The organism is Variovorax sp. LjRoot130, assembly GCF_964253755.1.
In the GTDB taxonomy this organism is placed as follows: domain Bacteria; phylum Pseudomonadota; class Gammaproteobacteria; order Burkholderiales; family Burkholderiaceae_C; genus Variovorax.
In genome coordinates this window covers 5,714,854-5,729,886 of the sequence record NZ_CAXURM020000001.1, presented here as the reverse complement: position 1 = coordinate 5,729,886, position 15,033 = coordinate 5,714,854, and the positions used below count along the sequence as shown (strand labels likewise).

At 64.7% G+C, this 15,033-nt stretch carries 14 protein-coding genes; 7 read left to right on the top strand and 7 right to left on the bottom strand.

The genetic code is table 11. The features are described 5' to 3' along the window. From ACSQ86_RS28350 to ACSQ86_RS28335, 4 genes are read left to right on the top strand one after another with little or no spacing between them, the layout of a single operon-like run. On the top strand, window positions 1-555 hold the full coding sequence (locus ACSQ86_RS28350; protein WP_436310091.1) for a pilus assembly PilX family protein: 555 nt from the start codon (window positions 1-3) through the stop codon (window positions 553-555). Beyond that, window positions 552-5,192 carry a pilus assembly protein gene (locus ACSQ86_RS28345; protein WP_436310090.1) on the top strand — a complete coding sequence of 1,547 codons (4,641 nt, stop codon included), beginning with the start codon at window positions 552-554 and terminating at the stop codon, window positions 5,190-5,192. Before ACSQ86_RS28350 ends, ACSQ86_RS28345 begins: the two co-directional genes overlap by 4 nt. Window positions 5,193-5,211: 19 nt before the next feature. Beyond that, window positions 5,212-5,649 (top strand): type IV pilin protein, encoded by a 438-nt coding sequence (locus ACSQ86_RS28340; protein WP_436310089.1) that lies wholly within the window; start codon window positions 5,212-5,214, stop codon window positions 5,647-5,649. A 48-nt stretch (window positions 5,650-5,697) separates the two neighbouring features. Then, entirely contained in the window at window positions 5,698-7,395 is a 1,698-nt protein-coding gene (locus ACSQ86_RS28335) for a PglL family O-oligosaccharyltransferase (RefSeq protein ID WP_436310088.1), read from the top strand. A gap of 34 nt (window positions 7,396-7,429) precedes the next feature. Here the strand turns inward: ACSQ86_RS28335 and ACSQ86_RS28330 are convergent, their stop codons facing one another. Continuing rightward, window positions 7,430-8,146, bottom strand: a complete 717-nt coding sequence (locus tag ACSQ86_RS28330) for a glycosyltransferase (RefSeq protein ID WP_436310087.1) — start codon at window positions 8,144-8,146, stop codon at window positions 7,430-7,432. A gap of 18 nt (window positions 8,147-8,164) precedes the next feature. Next, on the bottom strand, window positions 8,165-8,656 hold the full coding sequence (gene moaC / locus ACSQ86_RS28325; protein WP_436310086.1) for a cyclic pyranopterin monophosphate synthase MoaC: 492 nt from the start codon (window positions 8,654-8,656) through the stop codon (window positions 8,165-8,167). Between the two features lie 54 nt (window positions 8,657-8,710). Between moaC and ACSQ86_RS28320 the strand changes: the two genes are divergently transcribed. Further along, complete coding sequence (locus tag ACSQ86_RS28320; protein ID WP_436310085.1) at window positions 8,711-10,285, top strand: M48 family metalloprotease; 1,575 nt, start codon at window positions 8,711-8,713, stop codon at window positions 10,283-10,285. On the opposite strand, the gene ACSQ86_RS28315 is transcribed toward ACSQ86_RS28320, so the two are convergent. From ACSQ86_RS28315 to ACSQ86_RS28305, 3 genes are read right to left on the bottom strand one after another with little or no spacing between them, the layout of a single operon-like run. Then, entirely contained in the window at window positions 10,278-10,637 is a 360-nt protein-coding gene (locus tag ACSQ86_RS28315; RefSeq protein WP_093108574.1) for a phage holin family protein, read from the bottom strand. The two genes, ACSQ86_RS28320 and ACSQ86_RS28315, sit on opposite strands and share 8 nt — an antisense overlap. 24 nt (window positions 10,638-10,661) lie before the next feature. Next, window positions 10,662-11,126: a hypothetical protein gene (locus ACSQ86_RS28310; RefSeq protein ID WP_093108575.1), complete on the bottom strand. Its 465-nt coding sequence runs from the start codon at window positions 11,124-11,126 to the stop codon at window positions 10,662-10,664. Between the two features lie 24 nt (window positions 11,127-11,150). Continuing rightward, complete coding sequence (locus tag ACSQ86_RS28305; protein ID WP_093108576.1) at window positions 11,151-11,888, bottom strand: TerC family protein; 738 nt, start codon at window positions 11,886-11,888, stop codon at window positions 11,151-11,153. Window positions 11,889-12,308: 420 nt separating this feature from the next. Here ACSQ86_RS28305 and ACSQ86_RS28300 point away from each other — a divergent pair, with 420 nt between their 5' ends. Beyond that, window positions 12,309-12,761 (top strand): DUF3717 domain-containing protein, encoded by a 453-nt coding sequence (locus ACSQ86_RS28300; RefSeq protein WP_436310084.1) that lies wholly within the window; start codon window positions 12,309-12,311, stop codon window positions 12,759-12,761. Between the two features lie 10 nt (window positions 12,762-12,771). Further along, window positions 12,772-13,077, top strand: a complete 306-nt coding sequence (locus ACSQ86_RS28295; protein WP_436306013.1) for a DUF2007 domain-containing protein — start codon at window positions 12,772-12,774, stop codon at window positions 13,075-13,077. A gap of 12 nt (window positions 13,078-13,089) precedes the next feature. On the opposite strand, the gene ACSQ86_RS28290 is transcribed toward ACSQ86_RS28295, so the two are convergent. Next, window positions 13,090-13,650, bottom strand: a complete 561-nt coding sequence (locus ACSQ86_RS28290; RefSeq protein WP_436310083.1) for a YaeQ family protein — start codon at window positions 13,648-13,650, stop codon at window positions 13,090-13,092. Continuing rightward, entirely contained in the window at window positions 13,650-15,029 is a 1,380-nt protein-coding gene (gene purB, locus ACSQ86_RS28285) for an adenylosuccinate lyase (protein WP_436306011.1), read from the bottom strand. The genes ACSQ86_RS28290 and purB overlap by 1 nt, the downstream gene beginning before the upstream one ends. Between the last annotated feature and the right edge of the window lie 4 nt (window positions 15,030-15,033).

The window sequence follows — 15,033 nt, the reverse complement described above, 5'->3', positions numbered from 1 at the left end:
ATGCCAAGTCGTTCGATTCGCCCGTCCGTCGGCGGCCTGCAGAGGCAGCGCGGCATCTCGCTTTTCATGGTCATGATGTTCCTGGTCATCCTGAGCATCCTCGGCGTGACCGCCATCCAAAGCTCGACCTTCTCCGCCCGCATCGCCGGCAATGAGGCCGACCGCACCTTGGCTTTTCAGGCCGCGGAGTCCGCGCTGCGGGACGCCGAAAAGGACATCGGCGGCTCGTGTCTGGCTGCCAATTGCCGGACGACGCCCATCTCGCCGGAAGCCGCCGACATCTTTGGCGTGACCTGCGCGCTGGGTCTCTGTCTGCCGGACGCCACGACGCCCGTCTGGGAGGTCAAGGCCAACTGGACGACCGCCGGTCGAGCGGCAACCTATGGAACCTATACCGGGGCCACGGCTTTGCCTGTGGTGTCGCAACAGCCCCAGTACCTCATCGAGTACTTCAAGCTCGGTGAAGCCTTTGTCTATCGCGTGTCTGCCATCGGCTACGGAGCCAACAGCTCAACCCAAGTCATGCTGCAAACCTCTGTGAAAGCATTGAAATGATCGCCCGAAATCTTCAGTCGTTGAGCCGGTGGATCGGCGCTCTCCTGCTTGTGGCGAGCGGCCTGCTCGCGACGTCGACGCAGGCGGTCAATCTCACGCCGCTGCCGCCCTACCTCACGGAGACGAAGGGCTCGCCGATGGTGATGCTCAACCTGTCGCGCGATCACCAGCTTTCCTACAAGGCCTACAACGAGTTCTCCGATCTGAATGGCGATGGAACGATCGAGACGCAATACAGCCACGCCTACAACTACTACGGATACTTCGACAGCGAGCGCTGCTATACCTATAGCACCACGACCAACACCTACGTGCCCTCGCGGAAGGTGGATTCCACAACGCGCTACTGCAACTATGGCGGCGCCATCGTCAACGAGTGGAGCGGCAACTTCCTGAATTGGGCGACGATGACCCGGATGGACGTGGTTCGACGCATCCTCTACGGCGGCATGAGAAGCACGGACAGTGGCACTTCGACGGTGCTCCAGCGCGCACATCTGCCGACCGACGCGCATGCATTCGCGAAGTACTACAACAACACCGACGTCGCCCAGTTGACCCCGTTCTCGGGAACCAACGAGATCACGATCTGCAACGCGACCTTCAAGAATGGCACGAACCAGTACTCGCACAATGCCGTTGGGCCGCCGGCCATGCTGGTGGCGAACGGCAACTTTTCGTTGTGGAACTCCAATGAGCGTTGGCAGTGCTACTGGTCGGAGGACAAGGGCGCGAGCAACGGCAACAACTCCACCATCACAGGCCTGAGTGCGTCCGGCAGCAACCCGTCCCGTGCGACCTACGGCCTCGGAACGGGCTTGGCGCAGGGCACCTACACGGTCAGGGTCGAAGTCTGCAAGACCGGCCTGGACGGAGCCGCAGCGGGCGTCGCCTCATTCACCAGCGACGAAAGCAGCCGCTGCAAGCTTTATCCGTCGGGTGCATACAAGCCGGTCGGGCTGCTGCAGAAGTACGGCGAGCGCAACGAAGCCGCATTCGGCTTGATCACGGGGAGCTACACCAAGAACATCTCCGGTGGTGTCTTGCGCAAGAACGTTGCATCCTTTGCGCCCGAGGTGAACACCGACAACGGGCAGTTCACCGGCGTCGACGGCATCGTCTCGACCTTGGACAAGCTTCGCATCTACGGCTACGACTACAACGGCGGTACATACACCAGCAGTTCCGTCGACAACTGCAACTTCGGCCTGATCGGTCTGACGGAAGGTCAGTGCGGAAGCTGGGGCAATCCCATCGGCGAGATGTATCTCGAGTCACTTCGCTACCTGGCGGGGGCGAGCGCCGCGACGTCGGACTTCAACACCACGGGGGGCAAGGACGGCGCACTGGGACTGACGGTCGCCACCTGGTCCGATCCTTTTGCCGCATCGACTGTTGCCACATTCGGTGAGCGGACCTGCCGGCGCTCGAGCGTGATCAATTTCAACGCCAGCGTTAGCTCTTATGACAACGATCAGTGGGCCAGCGCGAATGGTGTCGCCGGGCTTTCGGAAGCGACCGTCACTTCGCTAACGAACGACATCGGTACTGCAGAAGGACTCTACGCCACGGGAAAGAAATGGTCGATCGGACGGACGGCGGCGGACACCAACAATCTGTGCAACGACAAGTCCATCAGCGCGCTGGCTACCAGCGTTGGCATCTGCCCTGAAGCGCCAACTGGCTATGGCGGCTTCAAGATGGCGGGTGCGGCACAGTACGCGCACACGAATCGCATCAGGACGGACATCACCGCACCCACGGCGAACTTGCGAGCCTTCAAGGTGGACACCTATGGCGTGGCGCTGGCGACCTCGACGCCTCGCATCAAGGTTCCGGTGCCCAACCAGGCGGGCAAGTTCGTCGTCATTCAACCGGCCATGCGACTCTTCTCGGGCACAGGCGGCGCCGGGGCGCTGGTCGATTTCCGCGTCGTGTCGCAGACGGCCACCTCCGGCAAGTTTGTGGTCCAGTGGGAAGACTCGGAGCAAGGCGGCGACTACGACCAAGACATGTGGGGCACGCTCGAATATTCCGTCAGCGCCAGCGGCAACATCAGCGTCAGCACCTATGCGGCCTTCAAGTCGACTCCGTACGCGATGGGCTTCGGCTACGCGATCGCCGGCACCAACGGCAAGGACGGCGTGCATTTTCACTCCGGCATCAACAACGCCAACTTCACCGACCCGGTGAGCATCGGCGGGCTGGTCACACCCGCTACCAACGTCAATGCGACTGGCGGATGCAACAACTGCAACGACCAGCAGACCAAGACCACGGCCGTGTATGGGATGACAGGCGTTGCCGGCGAGGCCCTGCAAGATCCGATGTGGTATGCGGCCAAGTACGGCGGTTTCGATCGCACCGTGGTGCCCAGCTACACCTCCGGCTCGGCGCTGCCGACCGCTGCTTGGGATGCAAAGAGAGCTGATGGGTCGACCGGCAGCGACGGTGTTCCCGACAACTACTTTTACGCCATCGATCCTGCTGAGCTCGAGCGCTCGCTGAACAACATCTTCTCGACCATCCTTCGCGCAGGGGGCGCGGCACCTGCGGCCGCAACCACATCGCGCACGCAGAGCGGCGGCTACGTGTACGCCAGCACGCACAGCATCAAGGCCAAGGCGGTCGGCAGCGACGTCGATGCCGACGCCAGTGGCCAGTTCCTGCGCTATAGCTTTGCCAGCGACGGCACGGTCAATACCACATCCGACTGGGACGCGGGTGCGCGCTTGACGGTGGACAGCGGCGGCACCGGTTGGAGTGCGAATCGCAAGATACTCTCGCTTTCCGATACCGCGCCCATTGCCTTCCGATGGGGCAACCTCTCTGCGGGTCAGAAAACTGCATTGAGCACGAACCCGTCCAACGGGGTTTCATTGGATCCTCTCGGCGCTGCGGGTACCAATCGACTCAATTGGCTGCGCGGTGACAGCAGCAACGAGACAACGTTGGGAGGCCTGCGAATCCGGCCTACGACCAAGCTCGGCGCCATCATCAACTCCACGCCCTGGTTCGTCGGCGCGCCGGCGGCGGGGTACACCAACGTGCAGTACGGCGGTGGCTACGGAACCTTCCGGACGGGTATCGTTGCGGCCAACGGCGGCAACAACCGGAATGCTGTCTTCGTGGGCGCCAACGACGGCATGCTGCATGCGTTCGATGGGGCAACGGGTCGTGAGCTCTTTGCCTATGTGCCGCGCGCCTTCTATACGACCAGCACGGCAGCGCCCTATTCGAAGCTCGCGGCCATCACGGCCAAGGACTTCAACTTGGGCGAGAGCACGAATCGCCTGACCATGGACGGCAGCGTGATGGCTGCGGACATCAAGCTTGGGACGACTTGGTCGACCTACCTTTTTGGCGCCTTCGGCCGTGGTGCGCGAGGCGTGTATGCGCTCGACGTCACCAAGCCCCACACGGTGTCCGAGGCAAGCCCGAGCGACGTGGTCAAGTGGGAGTTCACCGAGGCCGCGGACAGCGACATGGGCTACATCACGGGCCGGTCCAACGGCCGCTCGAACGGACAACCCTTCCAGACGGGCTACATGGCCAATGGCAAGTGGGCGGCGATCTATGGCAACGGCTACAACAGCACGAACGGCAGGGCGGCACTGTTCATCATCTTTGCGAACGGCCCGACCTCGCCCTCGTCGACCACCTGGACCGCGGGGACGCAGTACATCAAGATACTGACGCCCGTCGTTGCCGGTGACGGTTCCGACAACGGCCTGGCAGCGCCTACGGCCATCGATACCAACAACGACGGCACCATCGATCGCATCTACGCGGGCGACTTGAAGGGCAATGTCTGGAAGTTCGATGTCACCAGCACCGATCCCGCCGAGTGGCGAGTATTCAACACGACAGCAGGGGTCGGCGTTCCGCTCTACAAGGCGACCACGGTCGTCGGTACGACGACTGTGCCGCAGCCCATCACGACGCCGATCGTGCCCTTCCCGCATCCGTCGGGCGGCTATCAGCTGTTCTTTGCGACAGGCAAGTCGCTCGAGAGCAACGACTATCCCATGTCGTCTGTCTACACCAACACGATGTACGGCATCTACGACAAGCCCGGCACGACCTCGACGCTGACGACGGGCAGGACGGACCTGGTGCAGCAGAGCATCACGTTCACGGGGGGCGTTCGGTACATCACGGACAACACGGTGCCCTACGCCACCGGAAAGCTCGGCTGGTATGCGGACCTTCCGGTAAGTTCGGAAGGTGTGGTGTTCAACCCCTTTGCGGAAGACACTGCACGGGTCAACGTTCGTTCGCTCGCGCCCGCGGCCACTTCCGATGGGTGCCGGTACGACGGCACATCCTTCGACATGGTGATCAATCCGATCTACGGAACGGCGATCGACAATGCGGTGCCCGGCGTCACGACCCCCGGCGCCATTGGCGGCAGCAATCTGAACTATTTCGAGGGCTCGGGTGGCGGCCAATTCCGGGTGCCGGTATCGTCCCCGCTGCCTCCGGGCTCTCCGCCCGTGCCTCCGCCTCTTTGTGAAGGGCTGTGCCTGTTCCGCTCGATCATCTCGGCAGGGGACGGCACGCTCAAGACAGTCGAACGTTGCGGTGCCTGCACCAGTGGTCGCCTGACCTGGCGCGAAATCTTCCGGAATCGCTGAGGTCGCTATGAAAGCGCGTATGAATACTCCGAAACAGCTGAAAGGCTTCACGCTGATCGAATTGATGATCGTCGTGGCCGTAGTGGGAGTGCTCGCGGCGATCGCGATACCGTCGTATCAGGAATACATCCGACGGTCCCAGCGGGCCGAGGCGCGGGCGGAAGTGCTGAGGGCGGAGGGTTGGCTGGAACGCTTCTATACGGAGAACAACCGCTTCAGCAACAACGCCGCGAACAACGCGAATACGACGTTCTCCGGCATTTTCATGGGTGTGCCGGCAGGTGGGACGGTGCGCTACACAATCTCCCTCACGATACTGGATGCAGGCGCCGGCTACACCATCACAGCGGCGCCAACGACCACGGGATCAATGAATGGGGATGCATGCGGTTCCTACACCAAGACCAACACAGGCGCATTGAGCTTCACCGGTACTGGTTCGAGGTGCCTCAAGTAAGGTTACAGCGACGGATGGCTTGAGCGTCGACCGGCAGAATGCCGGCAGATGATCGTTCCTCAGACCGCCATTGACGGCATCGCAGCGGCTGTGCCGCGCACAACGGTCCTGACTTTGTTCGGGGCCTTGCTCGTCGCTGCGCCCTTCCTCTGCCCGTTCTCCGCGGGCCCTTCTGCCAACGTTTGGCAACTGCTTGTTTCATGGGCCTGCGGGGCAGTACTGCTGCTGTGGGCGCAACCGCAATGGCCTCGATGTTTCCTGTTCTTATGGCTTGGCGCCGGCTTCGTTTCCATTGCCCTGTTTCACGGTAGCGAGCCCGGCGCGTGGTTGCCGGCCTGTGCGGTGCTGGGTGTCATTGCTGCAGCTGCTTGCAGTGGCGCCGGCCTTTCCCGTGCGGCGAGCAATGTTCGATTTGCTGCCGTCGCCTGGGGTCTGCACACTGCCGGCGCGTTGAGCGCCATCCTCGGCCTGCTCCAGTACTACGGCCTTGCCGAACCGCTCGCTCCGTGGACGACCTCACCCGATCTCGGCCAAGCCTACGGCAACCTGCGCCAGCGCAACCAGTTCGCTACCCTGATCAGCCTGGCTCTGATCGCAGCGCTTTGGTTGCACGCGATAAGCGGGCGACGCGTGCGCGCTGTACTGCTGCCGGCCGGGTTGCTGTTGATCTTGGCGGCGGCCGCCTCCACGTCGCGCACCGGACTGCTTCAGCTGCTGCTTATCACTGCCATCGCTGCTTTCCTCGCATGGCAAGAGCGGCGGCATGTGTCGAACGAAGGGACGGCGAACTACAGGTTGCCGCACCCCTTGCTGCTGCTGGCCCTGATCCCCGTCTACTTCGCCGCCGCCTGGCTGCTGCCTTTGCTTGCCAATTCCGAGGTCGACAGCATGATGCGCCGCCTGCGCGAAGGGGCGCCCGATGCGCACAGCCGCCTGGTGCTCTGGCGCAACGTCCTCGACCTGATCGCCCAGCATCCTTGGACAGGCTGGGGCTGGGGTGAACTGAGCTTTGCGCACTACAGCACGCTCTACGGCGGCTCGCGCTTCGTCGAAATCCTCGACAACGCCCACAACCTGCCCCTCCACCTCGCAGTCGAACTCGGCATCCCGGCAGCGCTGCTGATTTGCGGCGGCTTCGGCTGGCTGATGCTGGCAGCGCGGCCCTGGGGCGAGACGGAGCCGGCGCGGGTCATGGTGTGGGGTTTGCTCGGCGCGATCGTGCTGCACAGCCTGCTCGAGTACCCGCTTTGGTACGGGCCCTTCCAGCTTGTCTTCGGGCTTTGCCTCGGGTTTCTGTGGCCTGGATCACGGAGAGCACGGGTGAAGCGGAGTGCAGCGCCTTCACTGGCTGCGGCGGCGGTCCTGATGGGGATCGTCGGCTACGCGGCGTGGGACTACACCCGCGTAAGTCAGATCTACCTCGCGCGCGAAGATCGCTTGCCGGCCTGGCGCGACGACACGTTGGCCAAGCTCCAGGGCTCCTGGCTATTCGCCAACCAGGTGAAGTTCGCCGAGCTCACGCTGACGCCGGTCAGCGCCGCCAACGCGGCCGAGGTACACGCACTGGCGCAGCACCTCCTTCACTTCTCGCCGGAGCCGCGCGTCATCACCAAGCTGATCGACAGCGCCATGCTGCTCGGTCTGAACGACGAAGCGCTGGCGCAGGCGATGCGCTTCCGAAAAGCGTTCCCGCGCGAGTACGCGCGCTGGCTCGACAACAAGCCGGTGGACGATCCGTCGGAATAGGTTCGAAGGCGTTCGCGAGAGTGATCTGCTTCGACTAACCCTTGATGCCAACCACCGTCTTGTACTCGTCGTAACTGAGCATCCGGAAGGCCGAGTCGCCACGCAATCTCACGATGACCTTGGAGTCGCCGGGCGGGGTTTCTCCGAACATCTGGTAATGGAACGCGAGCGTGCTGACGTAGTTGATTGTCGGCACGCTCTGGTGGGCGCGCGAATAGCCCCCCGCCTGCACGGCTTTCCAAAACCGCCGGTCGCCGACGATGGCCTCGGCATGTTCCTTGAACAGCCACGCGGCGCAGGACGGAAACGCGGCACGGGTGAGAAAGTAGCAGTTGGTGTCATTGAAATCGACCCCGTTGGACTCCGTGCATGTGCCGAGCACGCGGCCATCGATGGTGACGATCCTTCGCGCCGTTGTCACCACTTGAACACCGGTCTTCTCAATGACCATCTTCATCACTGCAACATGATTGGGCTCGTACCAATTGTCCGCGTCGAGGAAGCAGATGGCATCGAACCCTTCGGCGGCCGCGCAGGCGGCGCCTACGCCGCGAGGTGTGTCCCCATAGTCGGCGTGATTGGGAATCTTGATATGGACCACACCATCCCAACAATCAACGTCAGGGTCTGGGAATCCGTCAGCGATCATGAAGTGGGTGACGTCGCCAGACTGCGCAAGAACGCTTTCATGACATCTGCGTAGAACGTGGCGTGGCTCTTTGCAGTAAGCGGAAATGACGGCGACGCGCATGCATGTCCTTCCCAATATTCAATCACCTGCCTTTTCTGCCACATAGCTCCCCGACTTCCCCCCATGCTTCTCCAGCACATGCACGTCGTTGATCGTCATCCCCCGATCCACCGCCTTGCACATGTCGTAGATGGTGAGCAGCGCAACCTGCACCGCCGTCAGCGCCTCCATCTCGACCCCGGTAGGCCCGACGGTCTCGACCGTGGCCGTGCACACCACCTGCGGCACCCCGCCCTCGGCAATGGCGAAAGCCACCGCCACGCGGGTCAGCGCCAGCGGGTGGCACAGCGGAATCAGGTCGCTGGTCTTCTTGGCAGCCTGGATGCCGGCGATGCGCGCGATGCCGAGCACGTCGCCCTTCTTCGCGGTGCCCGATTCGATCAGCGCGAGGGTCGAGGCCTGCATCTCGATGCGGCCGGTCGCCACGGCCACGCGGTGGGTGGCGGGCTTGCCCGCCACGTCGACCATGTGGGCCTGGCCTTGGGCGTCGAAATGGGTGAGTGGACTCATGGATGAACGTTCCGTAGAGTGACGCATCATACGAGGCCGAGCCATTGACGAGGAATGCCGCGCTTGACTCTTTTTCTCCACCCGATTCGACTGCCGAGGCCTCGGCTGCGAACCCTGTGCGCTACGCTTTTGATAGCGTCCCAGCTCGCCCTGCCGCCCCTGGCGCAGGCCCAGCTCTTGCCGGGGATGGGCGACGGCGGCGAGATGACGGCCAGCGCCGAGCGCCGGCTCGGCGACCAGATCGCGCGCGAGCTGTACCGCGACCCCGACTACATCGACGACCCGGTCCTGGTCGAGTACGTGCAGGACATCTGGCAGCGCCTGCTGGCGGCGGCGCGCACCCGCGGCGATCTCACGCCCGAACTCGACGAGCGCTTCGCCTGGACGGTGCTGCTGGGACGCGACCGCAGCATCAATGCCTTTGCCCTGCCGGGCGGCTATCTCGGGCTGCACCTGGGGCTGATCTCGGCCACCGGCAGCCGCGACGAGCTCGCCACCGTGCTCGGGCACGAGCTCTCGCACGTCACGCAGCGCCACATCTCGCGCATCATGGCCAAGCAGAGCCGGCAGATGCCGCTGCTGCTCGCCGGCATGATCCTCGGCATGATCGCGGCCGGCAAGAGCCGCAATCCGGATGCCGGGCAGGCGGTGATGATGGGCAGCCAGGCCGCCTTCGTGCAGAGCCAGCTCGGCTTCTCGCGCGACATGGAGCGCGAGGCCGACCGCGTCGGCTTCGGCGTGATGACGCAGGCCGGCTTCGCGCCGCAGGGCGCGGCCGCGATGTTCGAAAAGCTGCAGTACGCCTCGCGCCTCAACGACAACGGCTCTTATCCCTACCTGCGCAGCCATCCGCTCAACAGCGAGCGGATCTCGGACATGCAGGGGCGCTTCCAGTTCAAGCCGGGCGCGGAGCACACGATGCCGCTCATCATGGACCACGCGATGATCGCCGCCCGCGCCCGCGTGCTCTCGCGCCCCGGCGTCGACGTGCTGCGGCTGTGGGTCAACGCCGCCGGGGCCGGCGAATTCGCGCGCAGCTCGCCGGCCCAGCAGGCCGGTACGCTCTACGCGGCGGCGCTGTCGGCCAACGAGCTGCGCGATTTCAAGGCCGCACGCGCGCTGGCGCAGCGGCTGGTCGCGCGGACGTCGGAGGATGCGGCGGCTTCGCGCCTGGCGCGCCTGCTGTCCGCCGAGGTCGAGCTCGCCGCGAACGATGCCCCTAAAGCGGCCGCGCTGCTGGACACCAAGGCCAAGGACCGGCCGGAGATGCTGCTCGCCGCGCAAGCGGCCGTCGCCACCCGCAATCCGGCGCCGATGGTCGCGCCGCTGCGCGACTGGGTGGCCGGGCATCCGCGCGATGCGACCGCCTGGCGCACGCTGGCCAATCTCTACGGGGCGCAGAACGACACGCTGCGCGCGGTGCGCGCCGATGCCGAGGCCAATGTCGCCGTGCTCGACTACGCGGGCGCGCGCGACCGGCTCAAGGCTGCACAGGAACTGATGCGAAAGAGCGCAGAGGGGCAGGGCGGCGCGCCCATCGATCACTACGAGGCGTCGATCATCGACACGCGCGCGCGGGCGGTCGAGGCGCTGGTGAAGGAGCAGGCGGCCGAACCGCCGCTCAAATGATTCGCTTGGAGAACAGGCCGCCCAATGCCGCCTCGATGACGATACCGAGCAGCGAGTAGATCAGGGAGCCGATCAGCGCGGCCACGAAGCCGTTGACATGGAAGCCCCCGAGCAGCCCCGAGGCGGCCCAGAACAGGAGCGCGTTGATCACGAACAGAAAAAGCCCCAGCGTCACGATGGTGACCGGCAGCGTGAGCACCACCAGCACCGGCCGCACGAACATGTTGAGCAGGCCGATCACCGCGGCGGCGATCAGCGCCGAGGTGAAGTTCGGCACCTGCACGCCGCTGTAGACGTAGGTGACTGCGAGGAGCGCGAGCGCGCTCAGCAGCCATTTGAGGAGAAGTCGCATGCGCCGGACGCGGGACGACGAGCCCTATTCCGACAGCTCGTTGGCCAGCACCAGCAACGCGCCCATGCCCAGCACCGCGCCGGGCAGGGCCCAGCCCGACTGGCCGGGCGAGGGCACGTCCGGCGCCACGGGCTCGAGGTCGACGCCGATCTTCGGCCGCCGCGCATCGACGACCTGGGCCGCGCCGTGCTCCAGCTTCAGCCGCTGGGTCAGCTCGGCCAGCGGCCCCTTGGCCAGGACCGGGGTGACCTCGCCGCCTTCCAGCCGCAGCGCCGGCAGCAGCTGCTCCTGCACCTTGGCGAACCATTTGCTGCGCCAGTTCTCGCGCGCACTGTGGCTCACCCATTTGCTGATGCGATGCGTCATGCGCGGGGCGCAAGCCACCAGCACCCAATGCCGGGCACCCGTGCCGACCGCTTCCGGCGACAGCTTGGCGAGAAACTCGCGCGCATAGGCCGCATCGTCGACATACAGAATGATCTTTTCCATGGGTGCTCCTTCTTTCTTGCGAGATCAGGCGGTGGCGGTGCTTTCGGGCTTCGGCTTGCGCATGGCAACCCACTTTCCGATGGCCAGCACCAGCAGCGCGCCACCGATACCGGCAATGTAGCGCACCGTGTCGGTCTGCGGGAGCTTCGGCACCCAGGTCCAGGCGGCAAGATTGCTGACGGCCGGGTCGGTCACGGCCATCGTGCCCGCGATCCAGCCCAGGAGCATGCCGCCCAGCGTGATGATGATCGGGAAGCGGTCCATCAGCTTGATGACAAGCTGGCTGCCCCACACGATGATCGGGATGCTGACCAGGAGGCCGAAGATCACGAGCGGCATCTGGTGGCCCTGGCCCGCACCCTGAGCGGCGCCGGCGATCGCGATCACGTTGTCCACGCTCATCACCAGGTCGGCCACGATCACGGTCTTGACGGCGGCCCACAGCTTGTCGCTGGCGGCGATGTTGCCGTGCGCGTCATCGTGGTCGGGCGCGAGCAGCTTGACGCCGATCCACACCAGCAGCAGGGCGCCGACCACCTTCAGGAAGGGGATCGCGAGCAGCGTGAGCGCAAAGAAGATCAGGATCACGCGCAGCACGATGGCGCCGGCCGTGCCCCAGAGAATGCCCTTGGTGCGCAGCGCCGGCGGCAGCTTGCGGCAAGCCAGCGCGATCACGACGGCGTTGTCGCCGCCGAGCAGGATGTCGATCATGATGATTTGACCGACGGCGACCCAGAATTCGGGGGCCAGTAACTGTTCCATAAAGTCCTCTGTTCGTTTTGCTCTATCCCGAGCAGCTCGGATGAAGCGACTGAATGAGGACCGGGTGGCCCCGGGAACTTGCAATCGCTTCGATCAAACCTGCACGGGTTCAAATCGAAGGTCTTGCTCGGCAGCGCGTATGGCTGCCCGTCAGGCCGGAAGTGTTGTGCGCTTCGTATTGACGACCTGGCGATATCCGCCTTCGGAAAAGCGGACGGGAGCTACTCCCCTTCGTGGCCCAGATTAAAGCATCGAGACCCCCGGCGTGGCAACCGGAATTTCCCCGCGCTTCAAAGAAAAAACGTCTGCATGCGCCGTTGTTCGGCCATCCGGTGCTATGGATTTTGTAGCGCCGCATAACCTTCGATCGCTTCGGGACTTTGCCGGACTATGATTCCCGCTCGCATTTTTTCCGACCCCATGGCCGCCATCCACATCACCGACATCGAGGCCGCCATCAACTTCTGGCGCGAGCAGAAGCCCTCGCCCGATGGCATCACCCTCGCGCCCGAGTTGCGCGCGCTGGCCGAGGTCTATGCGCTGATGGTGTTTCACCACGAAGACGAGGTCGACGAGGTCGGCTTCCCCGCACAAGCCTGGGATGCCTGGCTCGCGTGGTACCTCAGCACGCCCGACACACCCTGCATCGCCATCTGCTCCACCAGCCAGGGCGACGACGAATGCAAGGGCTGCGGACGCAGCTTCGACGAGGTGCAGCACTGGCCCGCCATGACCCCGGGCGAGAAACGCTCGACCTGGCGCCGCATCACGATGCAGGACAGCGCCTGGCGCTTCAACAAATACGCCGAGCGGGCGCGCGAGGCCGAGCATGTCTGGCCCGAGGACCCGGTTCCGGCGGACGCGCCGAGCTGAAAGAGGATCCATGCGCCGCCTCGTGCAAGCCCCCAACCTGGCAATCGCCACGCTGTGGGTGCATGCGCTGCGCGAAGACGGGGTCGCGGCCTCGGTGCAGCGCGAATACCTCGGCGCCGCGGCCGGGCAGTTGCCGCCCGATCAGTGCCTGCCCGAGATCTGGATCGAAGACGAATCCCAGTTCGCGCTGGCCGAACGCCTGCTCCACGAGTTGCAGCATCGGCCGCAGCGGCGCTGGCAATGCAGCTGCGGCGAACTCATCGAAGGCGGGTTCGAGCAATGCTGGCACTGCGGCGCGATGATGCCGGCCGCCTGAATCGAGACCCGCCTACTTCAGCCGCACGGGCTCGATGTCGATGTTGTGCGTGCCGTCGCCCAGCATCAGCGCACCTTCCTGGATCGTGGCCTGCAGCTGCATGGAGCGCTGCGCGAGCGCGGCGAGCGACTGCGAGGCGGCCGTCGGCACGCGGAACACGCTGAGGTTCTGCGGCCGCGTGAGCTTGTTCTCGATGCCGCGCCACCAGATCTCGGCCGCGTGATTGAAGCAGTAGACGATGACTTCGTCGGCCTTGCCGCAGGCCTTGATGATCGGCTTGTCCTCGGGCTGCCCGACCTCGATCCAGAGCTTCACCTCGCCGGTGAAATCGCGCAGCCAGACGTCGGGCTCGTCGGGGTTCGACAGGCCGGCGCCGAAGGCCAGCGTGCCGTCGCCGTTGCACACGTCCTGCAGCTTGTAGGCGTTGAGCGCCAGCGCCACCAGCCGGATCATCATCCGCTCGTCGGTCTCGCTGGGATGGCGCGCGAGCGTCAGTGCGTGGTCGGCGTAGTAGCCGTGGTCGATGTCCGCAACCGCAACGTTCGCTTTGAAGATCGTGGATTTCAGCGCCATCAGATCCGCCGGGCCAGCTCGGCGGCCTTGCCGATGTAGCTGCCCGGCGTCATCGCCAGCAAGCGTTCTTTCTCGGCTTGCGGAATCTCTAGCGAGCGGATCAGGCCGTGCAGCGCCTCGGCCGTCACCGTCTTGCCGCGCGTGACTTCTTTCAGCTGCTCGTAGGCGCCCTGGACGCCGAAGCGCCGCATCACGGTCTGGATCGGCTCGGCCAGCACTTCCCACGAGGCGTCGAGGTCCTCCGCCAGCGCTTCCTCGTTGAGTTCGAGCTTGCCCAGGCCGGTCGCGAGGCTCGCATAGGCCAGCACGGCGTAGCCGAAGGCCACGCCGATGTTGCGCAGCACGGTGCTGTCGGTGAGGTCGCGCTGCCAGCGGCTGATCGGCAGCTTCTCGCTCAGGTGGCGCAGCACCGCGTTCGCGAGGCCGAGGTTGCCCTCGGCATTCTCGAAGTCGATCGGGTTGACCTTGTGCGGCATGGTCGAGGAGCCGATCTCGCCTGGCTTGAGGCGCTGCTTGAAGTAGCCCAGGCTCACGTAGCCCCAGATGTCGCGCGAGAGGTCGACCAGGATGGTGTTGGTGCGCGCCACCGCATCGAAGAGCTCGGCCATGTAGTCGTGCGGCTCGATCTGGATGCTGTAAGGCTGGAAGCTGAGCCCCAAGCCAAGCGGTGCCGGCGTCTCGACCACCTTGCGGCTGAAGGCCTCCCAGTCGAACTCGGGCCAGGCCGCCATGTGCGCGTTGTAGTTGCCGACGGCGCCATTCATCTTGGCCAGCAGCTGCACGCCGGCGATTCGTTCGCGCGCCTTGGCCAGGCGCACCGCGACGTTCGCGAACTCCTTGCCGACGGTGGTGGGGCTCGCCGTCTGTCCATGCGTGCGAGAGAGCATGGGCACGGCGGCGAACTTGGTCGCCATCTCGCGCAGGGTCGCGATCAGGCCGTCGATCGCCGGCAGCACCACTTTCTCGCGGGCCGCCTGGATCTGCAGCGCATGGCTGGTGTTGTTGATGTCTTCGCTGGTGCAGGCGAAATGCACGAACTCGGAGGCCGCGAGCAGCTCGGGCCGCGCCTCGAATTTCGACTTGATCCAGTACTCGACCGCTTTCACATCATGGTTGGTGGTCTTCTCGATCTGCTTGATCGCGATCGCGTCGGCCTCGGAGAAATTGGTGACCAGGCCCAGCAGGTACTTGCGTGCGCCGCCTGTGAGCGGCTTGAATTCGGGGAAGCCGCAGTCGGACAGGGCGATGAACCACGCCACCTCGACCTGCACGCGCCGGTGCATATAACCCTGTTCGCTCATCAGCGGGCGCAGCGCCGAGAGCTTGGCCGCGTAGCGGCCGTCAAGGGGGGAAAGGGCGGAGACGGTAGAGAAACTCATGGGC